16 protein-coding genes, 1 pseudogene and 1 riboswitch are annotated in these 19114 nt (G+C 68.5%); of the genes and pseudogenes, 7 read left to right on the top strand and 10 right to left on the bottom strand.

The annotated features are described in order from the left end of the window. Window positions 1–330 precede the first annotated feature (330 nt). The gene (locus DS843_RS27695; RefSeq protein WP_149472051.1) at window positions 331–513 is read right to left on the bottom strand and encodes a hypothetical protein; all 183 of its coding nucleotides are present in this window, start codon (window positions 511–513) and stop codon (window positions 331–333) included. A 175-nt stretch (window positions 514–688) separates the two neighbouring features. Here DS843_RS27695 and pgi point away from each other — a divergent pair, with 175 nt between their 5' ends. Together pgi and DS843_RS27685 are read left to right on the top strand one after the other, a co-directional pair. Beyond that, the gene (gene pgi / locus DS843_RS27690; RefSeq protein ID WP_149472050.1) at window positions 689–2332 is read left to right on the top strand and encodes a glucose-6-phosphate isomerase; all 1644 of its coding nucleotides are present in this window, start codon (window positions 689–691) and stop codon (window positions 2330–2332) included. Window positions 2333–2543: 211 nt separating this feature from the next. Further along, window positions 2544–3722, top strand: a complete 1179-nt coding sequence (locus DS843_RS27685) for a hypothetical protein (RefSeq protein WP_149472049.1) — start codon at window positions 2544–2546, stop codon at window positions 3720–3722. Window positions 3723–4188: 466 nt separating this feature from the next. On the opposite strand, the gene DS843_RS27680 is transcribed toward DS843_RS27685, so the two are convergent. Continuing rightward, the gene (locus DS843_RS27680; protein ID WP_149472048.1) at window positions 4189–5394 is read right to left on the bottom strand and encodes a hypothetical protein; all 1206 of its coding nucleotides are present in this window, start codon (window positions 5392–5394) and stop codon (window positions 4189–4191) included. Window positions 5395–5680: 286 nt separating this feature from the next. Here DS843_RS27680 and mutL point away from each other — a divergent pair, with 286 nt between their 5' ends. Further along, window positions 5681–7609: a DNA mismatch repair endonuclease MutL gene (gene mutL, locus DS843_RS27675; protein ID WP_475849425.1), complete on the top strand. Its 1929-nt coding sequence runs from the start codon at window positions 5681–5683 to the stop codon at window positions 7607–7609. Between the two features lie 56 nt (window positions 7610–7665). Here mutL and ribB read toward each other — a convergent pair whose 3' ends face one another. Beyond that, window positions 7666–8340: a 3,4-dihydroxy-2-butanone-4-phosphate synthase gene (ribB, locus tag DS843_RS27670; RefSeq protein ID WP_149472047.1), complete on the bottom strand. Its 675-nt coding sequence runs from the start codon at window positions 8338–8340 to the stop codon at window positions 7666–7668. Window positions 8341–8476: 136 nt separating this feature from the next. After that, window positions 8477–8629, bottom strand: a riboswitch (FMN riboswitch). A gap of 74 nt (window positions 8630–8703) precedes the next feature. Continuing rightward, the gene (locus tag DS843_RS27665) at window positions 8704–10368 is read right to left on the bottom strand and encodes an alpha-amylase family protein (protein WP_149472046.1); all 1665 of its coding nucleotides are present in this window, start codon (window positions 10366–10368) and stop codon (window positions 8704–8706) included. A 213-nt stretch (window positions 10369–10581) separates the two neighbouring features. On the opposite strand from DS843_RS27665, the gene DS843_RS27660 reads away from it, so the two are divergent. Continuing rightward, complete coding sequence (locus tag DS843_RS27660) at window positions 10582–11772, top strand: calcium-binding protein (protein WP_149472045.1); 1191 nt, start codon at window positions 10582–10584, stop codon at window positions 11770–11772. On the opposite strand, the gene rsmD is transcribed toward DS843_RS27660, so the two are convergent. The 3 genes and pseudogenes from rsmD to DS843_RS27645 all read right to left on the bottom strand — a co-directional run bounded on the left by rsmD (window position 11763) and on the right by DS843_RS27645 (window position 13879). Further along, entirely contained in the window at window positions 11763–12353 is a 591-nt protein-coding gene (rsmD, locus tag DS843_RS27655; protein ID WP_149472044.1) for a 16S rRNA (guanine(966)-N(2))-methyltransferase RsmD, read from the bottom strand. The two genes, DS843_RS27660 and rsmD, sit on opposite strands and share 10 nt — an antisense overlap. A 415-nt stretch (window positions 12354–12768) precedes the next feature. After that, a pseudogene (locus DS843_RS32170) lies at window positions 12769–13563 on the bottom strand (pseudouridine synthase); the annotation flags it as partial. Window positions 13564–13669: 106 nt separating this feature from the next. After that, the gene (locus tag DS843_RS27645) at window positions 13670–13879 is read right to left on the bottom strand and encodes a dodecin (protein WP_149472042.1); all 210 of its coding nucleotides are present in this window, start codon (window positions 13877–13879) and stop codon (window positions 13670–13672) included. A gap of 92 nt (window positions 13880–13971) precedes the next feature. Here DS843_RS27645 and DS843_RS27640 point away from each other — a divergent pair, with 92 nt between their 5' ends. Further along, window positions 13972–14427 (top strand): nucleoside deaminase, encoded by a 456-nt coding sequence (locus DS843_RS27640; RefSeq protein WP_149472041.1) that lies wholly within the window; start codon window positions 13972–13974, stop codon window positions 14425–14427. Here the strand turns inward: DS843_RS27640 and DS843_RS27635 are convergent. From DS843_RS27635 to purD, 3 genes are read right to left on the bottom strand one after another with little or no spacing between them, the layout of a single operon-like run. Beyond that, complete coding sequence (locus tag DS843_RS27635) at window positions 14411–14767, bottom strand: HepT-like ribonuclease domain-containing protein (RefSeq protein WP_149472040.1); 357 nt, start codon at window positions 14765–14767, stop codon at window positions 14411–14413. The genes DS843_RS27640 and DS843_RS27635 overlap by 17 nt on opposite strands. Beyond that, the gene (locus DS843_RS27630) at window positions 14764–15060 is read right to left on the bottom strand and encodes a nucleotidyltransferase family protein (RefSeq protein WP_149472039.1); all 297 of its coding nucleotides are present in this window, start codon (window positions 15058–15060) and stop codon (window positions 14764–14766) included. Before DS843_RS27630 ends, DS843_RS27635 begins: the two co-directional genes overlap by 4 nt. 32 nt (window positions 15061–15092) lie before the next feature. Next, complete coding sequence (gene purD / locus DS843_RS27625) at window positions 15093–16382, bottom strand: phosphoribosylamine--glycine ligase (protein WP_149472038.1); 1290 nt, start codon at window positions 16380–16382, stop codon at window positions 15093–15095. A gap of 75 nt (window positions 16383–16457) precedes the next feature. On the opposite strand from purD, the gene xseA reads away from it, so the two are divergent. Next, entirely contained in the window at window positions 16458–18071 is a 1614-nt protein-coding gene (gene xseA / locus DS843_RS27620) for an exodeoxyribonuclease VII large subunit (protein ID WP_149472037.1), read from the top strand. 155 nt (window positions 18072–18226) lie between these two features. Then, window positions 18227–19114, top strand: a complete 888-nt coding sequence (locus DS843_RS27615; protein ID WP_149472036.1) for an ion transporter — start codon at window positions 18227–18229, stop codon at window positions 19112–19114.

Here is a 19114-nt window from a genome sequence, read left to right as displayed (position 1 = left end):
TCGATGACCGAGCGGACCAGCGTCTCAACCGTGCGCCAGGGGGCATCGGCGGGATCAGTTGAAAGCATCCCCGGAAAACAGAGCCCGGCGCACTCCGTTACGCCGGACACATCTATCGCATCAGCCTTATGTTAGCGCCTATGGGAGCTGAGGGGGGAGCGGTCGCGGTGAGGCCCCCCTCCCGACCTCCCCCCGCTTCGCAGGGGGAGGAGTTAAGCCCTGCCCTGCTCTCGGCGGACCTTGGTCCGCCTGCCGCGTCAGCGCAAGCTACACTTGCGCGAGAGCAAAGCGGGGGAGGGTTGGGTGGGGGCCCACCTCAACCACCCCCCCTCACGCCAGATCCGGCTGGCTCCCCGGAAAGCGCGGATCGCCGGGGTCCACGGGGCGGCCCGGCACCTTGCCGGGGATGATCCCCACCTGATCGGGCCGCGGGTCCTCGCGGCGCTCCTCCTCCGAAGGCATGGGCTCCGCCGGGATGGGCGGGTTCCGTTCGGGCTCGTTCGGGTCGCTCATGGTCACCTCCTGTCCCGAAAGGAACACAAGCTCCGGGTTGCCGGTTTCATCGGCTGCCGCACATAGTCCGCTCAACCTATCTCTTTGTGCGCGTTCGATGCGCCGCTTTGGCGCGTACCCGCCGCGCGCCGATTGGTGGTAGGCTCCGCGCACGCGAGAAGGAGGCAAAATCCCAATGTCAGCGCTCACCCGTTCGCCCGCCTGGGAAGCCCTGGCCCGTCACCGCCAGGACGCATCGGCCCTCCATATGCGCGACCTGTTCGCGGCCGACGCCGACCGCTTCAACCGCTTTTCCCTGGAAGCCTGCGGCCTGCTGTTCGATTATTCGAAAAACCGCATCACCGAGGAAACGCGGACCCTGCTGCTCGACCTCGCCCGCCAGCAGCGGGTGGAGGACTGGCGCGACCGCATGTTCGCCGGGGAGCGCATCAACATCACCGAGGACCGCGCCGTCCTGCACACCGCTCTGCGCAACCGCTCCAACCGCCCCGTCATGGTGGACGGCCAGGACGTGATGCCGGAGGTGAACGCCGTCCTGCACCGGATGGAGCGCTTCGTCCGGCAGGTCCGCGACGGCGCCTGGACCGGCTACACCGGCCATCCGATCACCGACATCGTCAACATCGGCATCGGCGGGTCCGACCTTGGCCCGGTGATGGTGACGGAGGCGCTGACCCCCTACCTGCACCCGCAGATCGGCGTGCATTTCGTCTCCAACGTGGACGGCACCCACATCAGCGAGACGCTGGAATGGCTGGACCCGGAGACGACGCTGTTCGTCATCGCGTCCAAGACCTTCACCACCCAGGAGACGCTGACCAACGCCCACACCGCGCGGCGCTGGTTCCTGGAAAGCGCCGGCGATCCCGCCCACGTCGCCAAGCATTTCGTCGCCGTCTCCACCAACGAGGCGGAGGTGCGCAAGTTCGGCATCGACCCGGCCAACATGTTCGGCTTCTGGGACTGGGTCGGCGGGCGCTATTCGCTGTGGTCGGCCATCGGGCTGCCCATCGCGCTCGGCATCGGCATGGACCGCTTCCAGGAGCTGCTGGCCGGCGCCCACGCGATGGACGAGCATTTCCGCACCGCTCCGCTGGAGCGCAACATGCCCGTGCTGATGGCGATGCTGGGCGTCTGGTACGTCAACTTCTGGGGCGCCAAGTCCCACGCCGTGCTGCCCTACGACCAGTATCTGCACCGCTTCCCCGCCTACCTCCAGCAGTTGGACATGGAGAGCAACGGGAAGACGGTGGACCGGCAGGGCGCGCGGGTGGACTACGCCACCGGCCCGGTGGTCTTCGGCGAGCCCGGCACCAACGGCCAGCACGCCTTCTACCAGTTGATCCATCAGGGGACGGAGCTGGTCCCCGCCGACTTCCTGGCCCCGGCGGAGACCCACAACCCCATCGGCGACCACCACCGCATCCTGCTGTCGAACTTCTTCGCCCAGCCGGAAGCCCTGATGCGCGGCAAGACCGCCGACGAGGTGCGCGCGGAGATGGCCACGTCCGGCAAGCCCGCCGACGCCATCGAGCCGCTGGTCCCCCACCGCGTGTTCGAGGGCAACAAGCCGTCCAACAGCATCCTGTTCAAGAAGCTGGACCCCCACACGCTGGGCGCCCTGATCGCGCTGTACGAGCACAAGGTGTTCGTCCAGGGCATCGTGTGGAACATCAACAGCTTCGACCAGTGGGGGGTGGAGCTTGGCAAGCAGCTTGCCGGCAAGATCCTGCCTGAACTCCAGAGCGGCCCGACCGCCGCGCTGGGGCATGACGCCTCGACCAACGGGCTGATCGGCTGGTACCGCAGGAATCGCTGAAACACCGCTCCCCCGCCCCGGTGGGGGAGCTTCCCATCCGACCGGCCACCCCAGCGGGATGAGGTCCAGGTTGGATGCACAAAGCACTGGCCATCCCGGCGCCGCACCGCCCGCTCCGCCAAATTGGTGCAATCGTTTGTAGCGCCATCAATCCTCCAGCGCCACGCTTTCCCGAACCGCTTCGGAAGCCCTTGCGCGTGTGGAGACGCTGATGCCCATCCTGAAATTCATCGAGGCCAACGCCGCCAAGGTCATCCTTGCGGAAGCGAAGCCGAAGAATATCACCTTCGATGGCGGCAAGCTGAACATCGGCATCGGCGTCGATTTCGAGAAGGAATTCATCGAGAAGCTTCAGGACGATCCGCTGTCCTGGCAGAAGCTCCAGGACGCCGCGTCCTCCGCCTACAAGGATTTCATCGCCGGCGCCGTCGCCGAAGTCACCAAGACGGACAAGGTGATCGGCCGTCTGGTCGGCGATCCCGCCATGCAGAAGGCCGCGGCGGATGTCTGCTACGCCGGCATCAAGATGAAGGCGTCGAGCCTCCCCAAGGAGGTGGACGCCAACGTCAAGAAGGCGTGGGCGCAGATCGTCAAGACCAACAAGGATTACAGCAAATACAAGTGGCGGGCTGCCGTCCATGTCGGCCTGCAGATCGGTGGCGTCGCGATCTCCGCCGCCGGGATCGGCGGGGCCGTGGCGACCGGCGGGGTGTCCGCGGTTATCGGCATCTACGGCATGGTCAAGAGCTGCCTCGGGCTGTTCAAGGATCTGGTCAAGCTCTGGCTGTCCGCCGAGAAGTTCCGCACGGCGATCAACGGGCAGGTCACGAAGCTCGTCAAAGCCTACAACGCGAAGAAGTCGGCCGCGCGGAACAGCTCCGATTCCGCGAAGGAGGTCATCAACGCGGTCTTCGGGACGGAACTCGGCACGATCGGGAAGTGCCGCGGCGACATCAAGCAGTATCTGAGCAAGCTGGACGGCGTGGACGTGAAATCCCACGAGATCTCGCGGGAACTCGGCAAGGTGATGTCCAAGCTCGACCGGGCCATGAAGGACCTGAAGACCGTCGCCAAGAACAACAAGGCGCTGGCCGCTGCGCTGCCGAAGCTGGAAACCCAGATCAACGACCTGATCGTCAAGATCGTCGCCAAGCAGGAGATGATCAACGAGGGCCGCGAGTGGGCGACCCGTATGGACGCGGCGCTGGAGATGCTTGAAAAGGGAAAGCCGGGCTGGCTGAAGGTCTTCGACAAGTCGCTCGTCCTGCTCGATCTCGGCCTTTCCTTCACCGATCTGTCCGCCCAAGCCGACAAGATCGTGGAAATCGCCTGGGGCGCCGCCCAGGCCGCCGAGGAACTGTACGACGACATCAGCGAAGCGGTCGCCTGACCCGGAATGACCGAAGCGCCGGGCGCCGTCCCGCCAGGAAGCCCTTGTGCGGCGGGACGATCCGGCGTAGGGTGCGCGTCATGAACCCCGTGCGCCTCACCTCGTCCGCCCTTCTGGGGCGATTTTGGTACCGCTGGTACACACCGGCGGCCTAGGTATCGCACACCCACGATGCACCCGAAGCCGCCCGACCCGAGGCGGCTTTTGTGTTTCCAGCACGCGGTGCACGCAAAATTCCCCTGACGGTCGCGGCGGCCTCCCTTACGAACCGGAGGTCACATCATGTCCGATTTCGATTTCGACGTCGTCACCGGCCCGTCCCGCGCCACCTGCCCCGCCACCCCCGCCGAACCGAAGACGGAGGAGGACGGCCACCCCGCCGACAAGACCGGCCCGGCGTGACCGCCTCCTTCGGAACCGCCCCGCCCGGGCGCGGAGCCGGGCGGGACGGTCGGACGGCCGGTGATTACGGAAGCGTGACCGGAGCGGTGGTGGCGAAGCCGAGCTGGCCCGCATACCCGTCGAAGAAGTAGTTGTACGACAGCAGCACGTTGATGCCCGTGTTGACGAAGGCAAGGTCGCCCGACGGCACGACCGGCTCCAGCGACGTCGGGGCCGCCGCGTTGGACAGCGACGTGTCGATGGCGTAGACGCCCTTGACCGGAGCCGCGGTGGAGACGGTGAAGCTGTAGCTCATGATCGGCTCCGCGGAGGTGCTGGAGCCGTTCGGCACCGCGATGGTGATCCCGGCCCCGCCCAGATTGGCGCCCCAGTTCCGCACCTGCGGAACGCTCATCATCATCAGGCTGACGCCGGTGTCGAGCAGCAGCGTGCCCTTCAGGGGCAGCCCGTCGTTCGCCGTGCTGATGGTGACGGTCGCCGGCCCGGTCTCCCAATAGGACTGGACCGGAGCCGCCGGCCAGGACGTGCCCGACGCCGGGGCGCAGTTGCAAGTGTTGGGGACGTTCTTGGGGATCGGGGGCTTACCAGCGGTCAGGGACACGGTCTGGCCGTTGAAGGGGCTGGCCGTGAACTGCTCCGGCGTGACGCCCAGCGTGATGTAGCCGTCCAGGCCGGACCCCGCCGAGGACAGCAGATAGGACGGATAGAGCGCCTGCCCGTCGACCGACCCCGCCAGGAACGGGTTGCTCAGCGTGTAGACGATCTCGTCGGACTGGCCGGCGTTGGCGGTGTAGCTCAGCGCCGGACGGCCGAAGCCGATGCCCATCATGCCCATGCCGGCATCGACGGGGTTCTGCACGCCGGGCGTGCTGGTGTTGCCGGCATACTGGGCGCCGAAGACCACCAGCGGCCCCGCCTCGCAGGCGGAGACGATCTGCTTCGACTCGTTCAGGGCGGCGCCGAGTTGCAGGCTGGGCACGAGGTAGAGGCAGCCGACCAGCGTGTTGCCGGACGGCTGGTAGGCGATCTGCGCCGGACCGAGGCACACCACGCCCGCGGCCAGACCCTTCGACGTGTCGCCGTCGACCATCAGCAGCGAGGCCGGGATGACGATGCCGGTCGAACCGGTGTCGACCTGGACCTCGTGCAGCAGGCCGCTCGGCGTGCCGATGATGATGCCCAGATTGTTGGCGCGGTTTTCCACATTGAAGGGCTGGCTGGCCACCGGAATGTTGACCGCCGAGGCGTAGCTGGTCGGGGTATCGGACATCGAACGCTCCTATGGAGGAATGAAAGGAAGAACACCATCACCGACACCCCTTGGACTCACAAATATTATTTCATATTCATGCGTTTGTATTATTTATCGATGTCCGCTTATTTGTTCTTGAGTCTGGATCACCACGAAATTTTTTGTTTTCACAGCAGCATGAAGAAGATCGTCTCTTCTTTTTATTTATCACCCACAAGCGATCGGCATGAACGACGACGCGCAACGACCTGAAGGCCGCGCCGTCCAAAGGATTGCCGATCCCTGACCCCTCCCTACCCTGCGCATGGTGGCATTCCTGCTGCCGGCCTACTATATTTGGGCCATGCCGATCCGCATGTTGCCAGACACGCTCGTCAACCGAATCGCCGCCGGCGAGGTGATCGAGCGGCCCGCCGCCGCCGTCAAGGAACTGGTGGAAAACGCCATCGACGCCGGGGCCACCCGCATCGACGTGGTGGTGCGCGACGGCGGAAAGTCGCTCATCACCATCACCGACGACGGCTGCGGCATGGGTCCGGATGAACTGGCGCTCGCCGTGGAACGGCACGCCACGTCCAAGCTGCCGTCCGACGACCTGCTGGACATCCGCTCGCTGGGTTTCCGGGGGGAGGCGCTGCCCTCCATCGGGGCGGTCAGCCGCCTGACCCTGACGAGCCGCCCGCGCGGTGCCGACAGCGCCTGGGCGCTGACCGTGGACGCCGGGCTGAAGGGCGCGCCGCAGCCGGCGGCGCTGGCCCAGGGCACCCGTGTGGAGGTGCGCAACCTGTTCGCCGCCGTTCCCGCCCGCCTGAAGTTCCTGAAGGCCGCCCGCACCGAATTCGACCACATCGGCGACTGCATCGAGCGGCTGGCCATGGCGCATCCCGGCGTGGCCTTCACGCTGGACGGCGACGGGCGCTCGGCGCTGCGCCTGTCGGCGGCGCAGGGCGACCTGCTGGACGCCCGGCTGACCCGGCTGGGCGCGCTGATGGGGCGCGATTTCCAGGACAACGCCGTGCCGGTCCAGGCCGCGCGGGAGGGGGTGACGCTGGCCGGCTGGATCGGCCTGCCCACCCTGCACCGCCCCACCGCCCGCCACCAGCACCTGTTCGTCAACGGCCGCCCGGTGCGGGACAAGCTGATGGTCGGCGCGGTGCGGGCGGCCTACGCCGATTTCCTGCCGCGCGACCGCCACCCCATGCTGGCGCTGTTCCTCGACCTCGACCCGCAGGAGGTGGACGTGAACGTCCATCCCGCCAAGGCGGAGGTGCGCTTCCGGGACCAAGGGCTGGTGCGCGGGCTGATCGTCGGCGCTCTGAAGCACGCCCTGGCCGAGGCCGGGCACCGCGCCTCCACCACCGTGGGGCTGGCGACGCTGGGCGCGCTCCGCCCGGACGGCGGGACGGAGACGGACGGAACCGCTCCGCCTCAGCCTTCTCCCCTGCCCTACCGCAATCCCGTGCAATCCTGGGGCGGCAGCTACGGCTCCGCCGTGCCGCGCGGGCTGGCCGACCGGGCGACCGCCTTCCAGGCGCCCCATCAGGCGCCGCTTCCCCCCTTGCAGGGCCGCCTCGCCGGCTGGCAGGCCGCGCCCGCCGCGCGTCCGCCGGACTACACGGCGCAAGCCGCCGCTTCCGCTCCGCCGCTCGACAGCCACCCGCTGGGCGCCGCCCGCGCGCAGGTCCACAACACCTACATCGTCGCCCAGACCACCGAGGGCATCGTCATCGTGGACCAGCACGCCGCGCACGAGCGGCTGGTCTATGAGCGGATGAAGGCTGCCCTTCTGGAGGGTGGGGTGAAGCGGCAGGCCCTTCTGATCCCCGAACTGGTGGAACTGGACGAACCCTCCGCCAACCGCCTGCTGGGCCGCGCCGCCGAACTGGCCGAGTTGGGTCTGATGGTGGAGGGCTTCGGCCCCGGCTGCGTCCTGGTGCGCGAGGTGCCTGCCCTTCTGGGCCAGAGCGACGTCAAGAGCCTCGTCCGCGACCTTGCCGAGGAACTGGCGGAGCTGGGCGACGCGCTGTCGCTGAAGGAGCGGCTGGAGGCGGTGTGCGGCACCATGGCCTGCCACGGCTCCGTCCGCGCCGGGCGGTCCTTGAGCGTGGAGGAGATGAACGCCCTGCTGCGCCAGATGGAGGCCACCCCCCACAGCGGCCAATGCAACCACGGGCGCCCCACCTACGTGGAACTGAAACTGTCCGACATCGAACGGCTGTTCGGGCGACGGTAAAGGGAAGCGGTAAAGGGGGGCGGGCTGTGTCCGCGAACGCAGCCCGCCCTGACCCGTCACGCGGCGGCGCGCAGGCGCATCGCCCCGACCAGATCCTCGATGGTCACCACCGGCATGCCGTGGCGTTCGGCGAAGGCCACCAGTTCCGGCAGGCGGGCCATGGTGCCGTCCGGGTTCATCACCTCGCACAGCACCCCCGCCGGGCGGCGTCCGGCCAGGGTGGTCAGCTCGATGGTGGCCTCCGTGTGGCCGCGCCGGGCGGACAGGCCGCCGGCGTGGGCACGGATCGGGAAGACATGGCCGGGCCGGGCCAGATCCTCGGGCTTGCAGCCGTCGGCGATGGCGGTGCGGATGGTGGTCACCCGGTCCACCGCCGACACGCCGGTCGTCACGCCCTCCCGCGCCTCGATGGAGACGGTGAAGGCGGTGCCGAAGCGCGCGGTGTTGGCCCCCACCATGGGCGGCAGGTCCAGACGGCGCGCGTCCGCGTCGGTCAGGATCAGGCAGACGATGCCCGACCCTTCGCGGATCAGCAGGGCCATCTGCTCGGCGGTGATGGTCTCGGCGGCGTAGATCACGTCGCCCTCGTTCTCCCGGTCCTCGTCGTCCACGACGACGACCCCGCCGCCCTTGCGGATGGCGTCCACGGCGCGGGCAACCCGCTCTTCGGCGGTGCCGAAGCGGTCGAGAAGGCCGGTGGAAGGTTGGGTGCTGGCAAAAGTCTGATTCACGGTTCTCACTCCGGTTGGGGCGAGCCTGAATCAGGGCGCAAAGAGACATCCGGCGGCGCGGGGGGAATTCCCGCGGACCGCCGTCGCAGGCCACCGCACGCGCGCCCACGGCAAGCGCGGGGCACGGTGATGACCGGCTCGTCCTCTTCCATCCGGACTGTAACCGTCGGCTCCGGCTTTTCACCGGATCTGCTGACCTCCCCGCCCGAAGGCCGGGAGCGCTCGCGGGCTCCCCCTCTTGCGAGGGGCTACCGCCGGTCGGGATTTCCACCCTGCCCTGAGAACAAGCGTCTGACAGACCGCCCCCGGATGGGGACGGCGGCGCCAGAGTCCGCCTCCGGGCCGGGCGATGTCAAGACCGCTTCACTCCTCCGTCCGGCGCAGCAGGTAATCCAGCCCGCCCAGCCGGTACCAGCGGTAGCCGTACGGCTCCAGCACCAGACGGTGCCGCCCGTCCTCGTCGGGTTCGTCGTGGTCCTCGGTCAGCAGGTTGACGAGCCGCGGCGACTTGCCCTCGCCATCCACCGCCAACGTGATCTCGTGCGGCCGGTCGTCGAAATTGTGGATCATCACGACCGAATTGTTCCGCCAGTCGTAGCGGATCGCCAGCACCGCCTGCGAGCCGGTGGGAAGCACCTGATAATCGCCCCAGCCGATTTCCGGGCACTCCTTGCGCATGCGGATGATGCGCTCGGTCCAGTTCAGAAGGGCCGTCGGCTCGCGGCGCTGGTGGGCGGCGTTGATCCGCTCGTAGCCGTAGGCTCCGCCGCTGATGACGGGCAGCACGGGCTCGTCCGACTTGGTGAAGCCCCCCTGCGGTTCGTCCGACCACTGCATCGGGGTGCGGGCGCAGTCGCGCTCCGGCAGGGACAGGTCGTCGCCCATGCCGATCTCGTCGCCATAGCGCAGCACCGGCGTGCCGGGCAGCGTGAACAGAAGGCTGTAGGCCAGTTCCAGCCACCGCCGGTCGCCGTGCATCATCGGGGCCAGCCGGCGGCGGATGCCGCGCCCGTACACCTGCATGTCCTTGTCCGGCCCGAAGACGTCGAACACGCGCTTGCGCTGCGCCTCGGTCAGGCGGCCAAGGTCAAGTTCGTCATGGTTGCGCAGGAACAGGCCCCATTGGTTGGTGGCCGGGCGCGGCACCCTGGTTGCGTCCAGCGCCTTGACCAAGGGCCGCGTGTCCGCGGTGGCCAGCGCGTAGAACAGGTTCTGGTTGACCTGGAAGTTGAAGACCATGTGCATGCGGTCGCCGTCGTCGCCGAAATACTCCTGGTCGATGTTCGGCAGCACGTTGGCTTCCGCCAGCAGAACGGCGTCGCCGCACCGCCATTGCACAAATTCCCGGAAGGTGCGGAGCATGTCGAACTGCTGTTTGGGCTTCTTCACGTCCGCCCCCTTGGACGCGATGACGAAGGGCACGGCGTCCATGCGGAAGCCCGACACGCCCAGTTCGATCCAGAAGCCCATGATCTTCAGCAGTTCGGCCTGCACCTCCGGATTGGCGGTGTTCAGGTCCGGCTGGAATTCGTAGAAGCGGTGGAAGTAATAGGCGCGCGCTTCCTTGTCCCAGGTCCAGGTCGTTTCCTGCACACCCGGAAAGACGACTCCCTGGTCGGCGTCGGGCGGCTTCCTGTCCGACCAGACGTACCAGTTCCGATAGGGGGACTCCGGGTCCTTGCGCGCCGCCTGGAACCAGGGGTGCTGGTCGGAGGTGTGGTTGACCACGAGGTCGATGATGACGCGGATGCCGCGCTGCTTGCAGGCGTGGCTGAATTCCACGAAATCGCCCAACGTGCCGTAGCGTGGATCGACGTTGTAGAAATCGGCGACGTCGTAGCCGTGATCCCTCATCGGCGACGGCTGGAACGGCCCCAGCCAGAGGCAGGTCACGCCCAGCCCCTGCAGATAATCCAGCCGGCGCTGCAAACCCTGGAAATCGCCGATGCCGTCCCCGTCGGCGTCCATGAAGCTGCCGACCGACAGGTTGTAGATGATCGCGTTCTTGTACCAGAGATCCTTGATCATGACCCGCCCCGCCCCGGATGCGGCGCCCGCCGCCGCTCGTCCTAGGCCTCAACAGGACCGACCGGCCAAGGTCCCCTCGCGTTGCCGCGCCGACCGTAAGGGGTGTCCTACGACCTTAGGAAAAAGGTTAAGGGAACGTTAAGGTCACAAGAAAGCCTGCAATCCTGCCCGCATGATGTCTCCCAAGACGCACCGAACCAGGGGAATCGTGCCATGAAGCGTGCCATGCGCCAGAACGCGCCGCAAAATGCCGGGACGCAGAATTCCGGGACGCAGACCACCACGACGCAGGCCATCAGCTATTCCTACGGGAACAACGCCGGCACGCTGGCGTCGGCTCCCGCGGCACCGGTCCCCACAAGCTTCGCCCCCGCGACCATCAATTACGCGGAAACGCGCGCGGACGGCGGCTTCGGCTGGGACGTGAAGTACGACCTGTCCTTCGACGGCTCCGCCTTCACCGTGCAGACCCGCATCCACCTGACCGGCGACGACCCCGGGTCGATGAAGCAGGTGTGGGAGCAGGGGATCGAAGGGATCTGGGGCGACAAGTACAGCCTGTCGGACGGCACCGGCAGCTACGCCATCCGCTTCGACGTCCAGTTCGTCAACTCCGGGAATCAGCACTACAACGTGAACGTCAGCAACAGCTACGGGCGTTGCGACATGCTGAACTGGTGCACCCAGACCGATTGGGGTCCCGATTACCAGGACGAACTGGCGGCCCACGAGTTCGGCCACATGATCGGCGCCTTCGACGAGTATGCGGGCGGCGCCACCTACGGCAATTTCGCCGCCACCGGCACCATCATGTCGGACCTGACCCCGACCCTGCGCCCCAACTACATGAACTCCATCGACTATTACGCCGAGCAGTTCACCGGACGGACCTTCGAGATCGTGGAGATCCCGCGGAACCTGACGCTGACCGGAAACACCTGGGCCGACAGCCTGCATGGCGGGGCCGGCAACGACACGCTGAGCGGGCTGAGCGGCAACGACCAGCTTTTCGGCGGCGCGGGCAACGATCTGCTGTGGGGCGATGCCGGAAACGACACGCTGCGCGGGCAGGTGGGGAACGACGCCCTGCACGGCGGCTCCGGCGCCGATCTGCTGATGGGGGACGAGGGGAACGACACGCTGTGGGGCGATGCCGGCAACGACACGCTGTGGGGCGGCGCCGGGGCGGACCTGTTCGTCTTCGCGCGCGGCGGCGGGCAGGACCGCATCGCCGATTTCAGCGGTGCGCAGAACGACCGCATCCAGATCGCGTCCAACATGACCTACCGTCTGGGGTCGGACGGCTCGGGCAGCGCGCTGCTGGACTTCGGGGGCGGCGACCGGCTGATCCTGGCGGGGATCGCGCCGATGCAGGTCTCCTCGTCCTTCTTCACCTACGGCTGAGGCGGCACCGCGTCGGAAATCCGATAGCGCAGGAACTGGATGCGGGTGTCGCCGTAGCGGCGCTCGTCCAGGTCCGTGAAGCCGGGCGGCAGGGGCAGCGGATCGCGCCCGGCGACCTCCACCACCAGCACCGCGCCGGGGGCCAGCCAGCCGGCCTTCGCCAGCCCCGCCAGCGCCCGCGGCGCCAGATCCTGGCCGTAGGGCGGGTCGAGAAAGGCCAGCGTGCAGGGGCGGGCCGCCGCCGGCGGGCGGGTGGCGTCGGCACGCAGGACGGCGGCGTTCGCACCCTCCCCCAGCGCCGCGACGTTGGCGCGCACGGCGTCCAGAGCGGCGCGGCCCACATCCAGGAAGCTGGCGTGGGCGGCGCCGCGGGACAGGGCTTCCAGCCCCAGCGCGCCGGTGCCGCAGAAGGCGTCCACGACGACGGCGCCCTCCAGCAGGTCGGCGCCGTCCGGCCCCCAGTCGGCGTGGCCCAGGATGTTGAACAGGGATTCGCGGGTGCGGTCGGTGGTCGGCCGCGTGTCGCTCCCCGCCGGGGCGGCCAGCCGCCGCCCCCGGTGCCTACCGCCGACGATCCGCACGGGTCCGCTCCGGTCCCCGGCCACCCGACGCGCCACCGCCGGACGCGCCGCCCCCAGAGGCACCGCCTGCACCACCCGCGCCGCGCGGCTTCGGCCCCGGCTTCCCGCCGCCGCCGGGCTTTCCGCCCTTCAGCGTCAGCGTTCCAGGCTTGCCGCCGGGTTTGGCCGCGGGTTTGCCAGGGGCGGAGCCCGCCGAGGCGCCTTTGGCGCTGTGCGGCTTGGCGTCATACGGTTTGGCGTCGCGCGGCTTGGCATCATGCGGCTTGGAGTGGCTGCGCCGGTCGGACGCGGCCTTCGGCTCCGCCTTGGCCCATCCGGCCTTGGCGTCGCGCGGCTTGGACGCCTTCGCCGGAGCGGCGGGGCGGCTCTTGGGGGCCTCGCCCTTGGCGCCCTCCCCTCTGGCGGCGGTCTTGGCGGCGCCCTTGGCCTTGCCATCCTCCGCCGGGTCGGCGCCGGTGAAGAAGCGGGACACCTGCTCCCGCACCACGCGCTTCGGCACTTCCTCGACGGTGCCCTCCTCCAGCTTGCCAAGCTGGAAGGGGCCGTAGGCGACGCGGATCAGCCGGTTCACCTGAAGGCCCAGAGCCTCCATCACCTTGCGGATCTCGCGGTTCTTGCCTTCCTTCAGGCTGACGGTCAGCCAGGCGTTGCGGCCCTGGATGCGGTCCAGGACGGCTTCGATGGGACCGTACTTCACCCCCTCGATGGTTGGCCCCTTCGCCAGTTCGGCCAGCTTGACCTCGTCCACCTCGCCGAAGACGCGCACGCGGTAGCGGCGGGTCCAGCCGGTGGCCGGCAACTCCAGGAAGCGGGCCAGTTCGCCGTCGTTGGTCAGCAGCAACAGCCCTTCGGTCGTCAGGTCGAGCCGCCCGACCGAGATGACGCGCGGCATGTCCGGCGGCAGCCGTTCGAAGACGGTGGTGCGGCCCTTCTCGTCGCGGGCGGTGGTGACCAGCCCGGACGGCTTGTAATAGCGCCACATGCGGGCCGGCTCCGGCTCCGGAATGACCTTGCCGTCCACCTGCACGACGTCGCCGGGCCGCACGACGCAGGCCGGGCTGTCCAGGGTCGTGCCGTTGACGGCGACGCGGCCGTCGGTGATCCAGCGCTCGGCGTCGCGGCGCGAGCACAGGCCCGCGCGCGCCAGCCGCTTGGCGATGCGCTCGCCGGCATCGGGCTCGCCCGCGTCCGCATCGGCGGCGCCGGGCATGGGTTCGGAATGGTCGAAATCGGGGGTGTCCATGGGCACGGACCATAGGGCTTGCAAGCCCCGCCCGCAACCCACGGCACGGGGTCCCCGCCGTTATTCTTCGCCTTTATTCTTCAAGGCGGAAGCCGACCTTCATCACGACCTGGAAATGGGCGACCTTGCCGCCGCTGACATGGCCGCGGATCTCGCCCACCTCGAACCAGTCCACGTTCTTCAGCGTCTTGGCCGCCCGCTCGATCCCGTTGCGGATGGCGTCGTCGATGGAGGTCTCGGCGGTGCCGACGATTTCCACCTTCTTGTAGACATGGTTGCTCATGACAATCCTCCCTGTTCCGTCCGATGCTTAACAACACCGGAGGGCGTTCCGCCGCTTGACGAAAACAGGGACCGCCGGGCAGGGTGCCCCGCATGAGCCGCCCCCCCTCCCCCATGGACATCGCCTTCCAGGAGGCCGAAGCCGCCGCTTCCCGCGGAGAGGTGCCTGTGGGCGCGGTCGTGGTCGATCCGGCGACCGGCGCCGTGCTAGCCCGCGCCGGCAACCGGACGGAGGAATTGAACGACCCCACCGCCCACGCCGAGGTCCTGGCGATCCGCGCCGCCTGCACAGCGCTCGGCGAGCCGCGCCTGCCGGGTCTGGACCTGTATGTGACCCTGGAGCCCTGCGCGCTGTGCGCGGCGGCGATCAGCTTCGCCCGGCTGCGGCGGGTCTATTTCGGCGCCTACGACCCCAAGGGCGGCGGTGTGGAGCACGGCCCCCGCTTCTACCACCAGCCCACCTGCCACCACGCCCCGGACGTCTACGGCGGCATCGACGAGACGCGGGCGGGGGAGATGCTGAGGGGGTTCTTCAGGGGGCGGCGGTAGGGTCTTCTTCAAAGTCGCCTAGGATGTCCGCGATCCGGCGGTCCACACCCGGAAGCCGGTGCACAACCACGTCCCACACGATGCTCAGATCGACACCCAGGTAGTTGTGGATCAGCACATCGCGCAACGCCGCCATATTCTTCCATGGCAAATCGGGATATCGCGACCGCAGTTCCGGCGACAGCTTCTTCGTCGCTTCGCCGATGATCTCCAGATTGCGGATGACACCGTCCTGAAGGAGCGTGCGGGCGAAAAAGTCGTCGCGCCCGGTTGCCGTGTACTCCATCACACGTCGGATCGACTCGCGAATATGCTCCAGATAGGCACGGTCACCGTTCACAGGGATCGCGCCGTTTGAAGAATGCCTTCGCGCATGTAAGGCGACAGTCCGCCCTCGGTCACCACGTCAACGGCGGCGCCTGTCCGTTCCTCCAAAGCGTGCTTCAACTCGATCAGATCGAACAGATCCCGCCCCGGTTCCAATTCCACCAGAAGGTCCAGATCGCTGTCGGGGCGCGCCCGCCCCAACGCACGAGAACCGAAGACACGCAAGTTCCTGGCTCCATAACGGGATGCCAGGGCCTTGATGTCTTCGGCTGAAACGCCAGCCGGCAGTTGGAGCGCCGTCGCCATCCTTATCTATATAGCGTCAAAGCGGGGCCCCGTCAGCGCCCCACCGCGCGCCAGCCGATGTCGCGGCGGCAGAAGCCGTCCGGCCAGTCCAGCGCATCCACGCCCTGATAGGCGCGCTTCTGCGCCTCGGCCACGGTCGGGGCCTTGGCGGTCACGCCCAGGACTCGCCCGCCGGTGGACAGCACCCGCCCATCGTCCGCCAGCTTCGTGCCGGCGTGGAAGACGGTCACGCCCTCCACCGCGTTGGCGGCGTCGAAGCCCTTGATCTCCGTGTTCTTCACGTAATCGCCGGGGTAGCCGTTGGCGGCCATGACGACGCACAGGGCCGTCTCGTCGTACCAGCGCAGGTCGATGTGCTTCAACTGGCCGTCCGCCGCCGCGATCAAGGCGGCCAGCGCGTCGGACTTCAGGCGCATCATCAGCGTCTGGCATTCCGGGTCGCCGAAGCGGACGTTGAATTCCAGCGTCTTCGGCACCGGATTTCCATCGGCGTCCTTCACGATCATCAGGCCGGCGAACAGCACGCCCTTGAAGGGACGCCCCTCCGCCGCCATGCCCTTGACGGTCGGCTCGACGATCTCGCGCATCACGCGGGCCTGGAGGTCGGGGGTCAGCGCCGGGGCCGGGGAATAGGCGCCCATGCCGCCGGTGTTCGGACCGGTGTCGCCGTCGCCCACCGCCTTGTGGTCCTGGGCCGACGCCAGCGGCAGGGCCGACTCGCCGTCGCACAGGGCGAAGAAGCTGACCTCCTCGCCGTCCAGGAATTCCTCGACCACCACCTCGGCCCCGGCGGCGCCGAAGCGGCCTTCGACCAGAGCCTCGTCGATGGCGGCGAAGGCTTCCTCCTGGGTGCGGGCGACGGTCACGCCCTTGCCGGCGGCCAGCCCGTCGGCCTTGACCACGATGGGAGCGCCGTTCTGGCGCACGAAATCCTTGGCGGCCTCGACATCCTTGAAGCGGCCATAGGCGGCGGTCGGCACGCCGTACTTGGCCAGGATGTCCTTCATGAAGCCCTTGGAGCCCTCAAGCTCCGCCGCCGCCGCGCTGGGGCCGAAGGCCTTGATGCCGATGGCGGTCAGCTTGTCCACGAGGCCCAGCACCAGGGGCCCTTCCGGCCCGACGACCACGAAGTCGATGGCCTTGTCCTGGGCGAAGTGGACCAGGGCGTCCACATCCTCCGCGCCGATGGCGACGCATTCGGCCACGTCCGCGATGCCGGCGTTGCCCGGCGCGCAGTAGAGCGTGTCGCACAGCGGCGAGTTCTGAATGGCCCAGCACAGCGCATGTTCGCGCCCACCCGACCCGACCACCAGGACATTCATGGCACCCCGTCCTTCCACGCTTGTTGCCGACACCGCGCCTTGTATCATGGTGCCGCCATGACTCAAGACCTTGATATGACCTCGCCTCTGATCGCCCCCGAACCGCGCCCCGGTTCGAACCTGCCCGAATTCTCGGTGGGCGATCTCGCCCGGCGCCTGAAGCGCAGCATCGAGGAGGAGTTCGGCTTCGTCCGCGTGCGCGGCGAGATCTCCCAGCCCAAGCGGCACAGCTCCGGCCACTGCTACCTCCGCCTGAAGGACGACACGGCGGTGATCGAGGCGGTGTGCTGGCGCGGCACCGCGTCGAAGCTGGCCATCCAGCCGGCGGAGGGGCTGGAGGTCATCGTCACCGGGCGCATGACGACCTACCCGGGCCGCTCGCAATACCAGCTCATCATCGAGTCGATGGAGCTGGCCGGCGAGGGCGCGCTCCTGAAGATGCTGGAGGAGCGCAAGAAGCGCCTCGCGGCGGAGGGGCTGTTCGACGCGGAGCGCAAGAAGCCCATCCCCTTCCTGCCCGACGTGATCGGCGTCGTCACCTCCCCCACCGGGGCGGTCATCCGCGACATCCTGCACCGGCTGCACGACCGCTTTCCGCGCCGGGTCCTGCTCTGGCCGGTCGCCGTTCAGGGAGAGCGGGCGGCGGCGGAGGTCACCGCGGCGATCGAGGGCTTCAACCGCATCGCGCCCGGCGGCCCGGTGCCGCGCCCGGACCTGCTGATCGTGGCGCGCGGCGGCGGCTCGCTGGAGGACCTGATGGCCTTCAACGAGGAGAATGTGGTCCGCGCGGCGGCGGCCAGCCGCATCCCGCTGATCTCCGCGGTCGGGCACGAGACGGACACCACCCTGATCGACTTCGCGTCCGACCGCCGCGCCCCCACCCCCACCGCGGCGGCGGAGATGGCCGTGCCGGTGCGGGCGGAGTTGCTGGCCCAGGTGCTGGACGACGAACGGCGCATGGTCGGCGCCGCCACCCGCCTGCTGGCCGAGCGGCGGACGCGGGTGGAAGGGCTGGCCCGCGGGCTGGGCGACCCGCGCGCGTTGCTGGAAAGCCATGCCCAGCGGCTGGACGACCGGGCGGAGCGGCTGACGCTGGCCGCCGCCGCCCTGCTCGACCGCCGCCGCACCCGCCTGAACGAGCTGGGCGCCACGCTGCGCCACCCGCGCGAGAAGCTGGCGGAGGCCGGGCAGCGGCTGGCGTCAGAGTCCCGCGCGCTGGACGGCGCGCTGCGCCACGCCGTCGTCGCCGCGCGGGGTCAATATGAGCGGGTGAGCGGGCGTCTGACGCTCGGCCCGATCCGGGTGAAGTTCGGCGACGGCAGCCGCCGCCTGTCCGACCTGACGCCCCGGCTGGACCGCAGCTACGGCAAGGCGGTGGAGGAGCGCGCGGCGAAGCTGACGGCGGTGGGGCAGCTTCTGGAAAGCTATTCTTACAAGGGCGTCCTGGAGCGCGGCTTCGCCCTGGTGCAATCCGGCGACGGCAAGCCGCTGACCAGCGCCGCCCAGGCCACGCCGGGACTGGCGGTGTCGCTGGTCTTCGCCGACGGCCGGGCCGCCGCGACGGTGGACGGCGGGCCACTCGTGGAGGCCCCGCCCGCCGCCGCGCCGGAGCCGAAGCCCAGACCTGCCAGACCGAAAGCGGAGCCGAAGAAGCCGAACCGTCCGCCCACCCAGGGAAGCCTGTTCTAATCCATCGGCCTCAAGGTGGATTTGCTCCATTCCGGAGCACCGGACTGGAGTCAGATGCGCCCCGTCCCGGGCATTTCCACCGCAACCGCCCTCCCCGCATCACCTATAGTGGTGCCGCGCCGCACGATAACCCGGCGATACTGGAGGGAAAGGATATGGAGCAGCGCGCCGCCTCGACCGGCCCGTTGGTGCAGGCTGCAACCTGGATCGAAAGCGAGCGGGGCCAGAAGGCCATCTTCGGGCTGATCCTGCTGAACGCGACCGTGCTGGGGCTGGACACGTCCCCCACCGTGTCCGACGCCATCGGGCCGCTGCTCGGCGCGCTCGACAGCGCGATCCTTGCCGTCTTCGCCGTGGAACTGGCCGTGCGCATCGCCTGCCGCGGACGCTCCTTCTTCCGCGACGGATGGAACCTGTTCGATTTCGTGGTGGTCATGGTCGCGCTGGCCCCGGTCAGCCCCGGCTTCACGGTTTTGCGCACCCTGCGCGTGCTGCGCATCTTCCGCCTCATCACCGTCATGCCGCGGCTGCGGATGATCGTCCACGCCCTGGTGTCCTCGCTGCCCGGACTGGCGATGATCGTCCTTCTGCAATGCCTGCTGTTCTATGTGGCCGGGGTGATGGCGACGAAACTGTTCGGCGCGGACTTCCCGGAGTGGTTCGGCACGCTTGGCGCGTCGCTCTATTCGCTGTTCCAGATCATGACGCTGGAAAGCTGGTCGATGGGCATCGTGCGCCCGGTGATGGAGGTCTATCCCTACGCCTGGACCTTCTTCCTTCCCTTCATCCTGGCCGCCACCTTCACGATGCTGAACCTGTTCGTCGCGGTGATCGTGAACGCTCTGCAATCCCTGCACGACCAGGAAACCAAGGAGGTCGGGGACGCCATCCTCAGCGAATCCCACCATGTGGTCGAGGAGCTGCGGAGCCTTCGCGAGGAGGTCGCCGCCCTGCGTCGGGCGCTGGATGGACAGCTCGACACGGCGGCGGGCCGGGCTCCGCTCCCGGCCCTGTCCGACGCCCTTCCGGGCGCCGGGGACTGA

It is taken from the genome of Roseomonas genomospecies 6, from assembly GCF_008365375.1.
Lineage (GTDB): Bacteria > Pseudomonadota > Alphaproteobacteria > Azospirillales > Azospirillaceae > Azospirillum.
The sequence above is the reverse complement of the archived record's forward strand: the minus strand, read 5'-3'. Positions and strand labels throughout refer to the sequence as shown.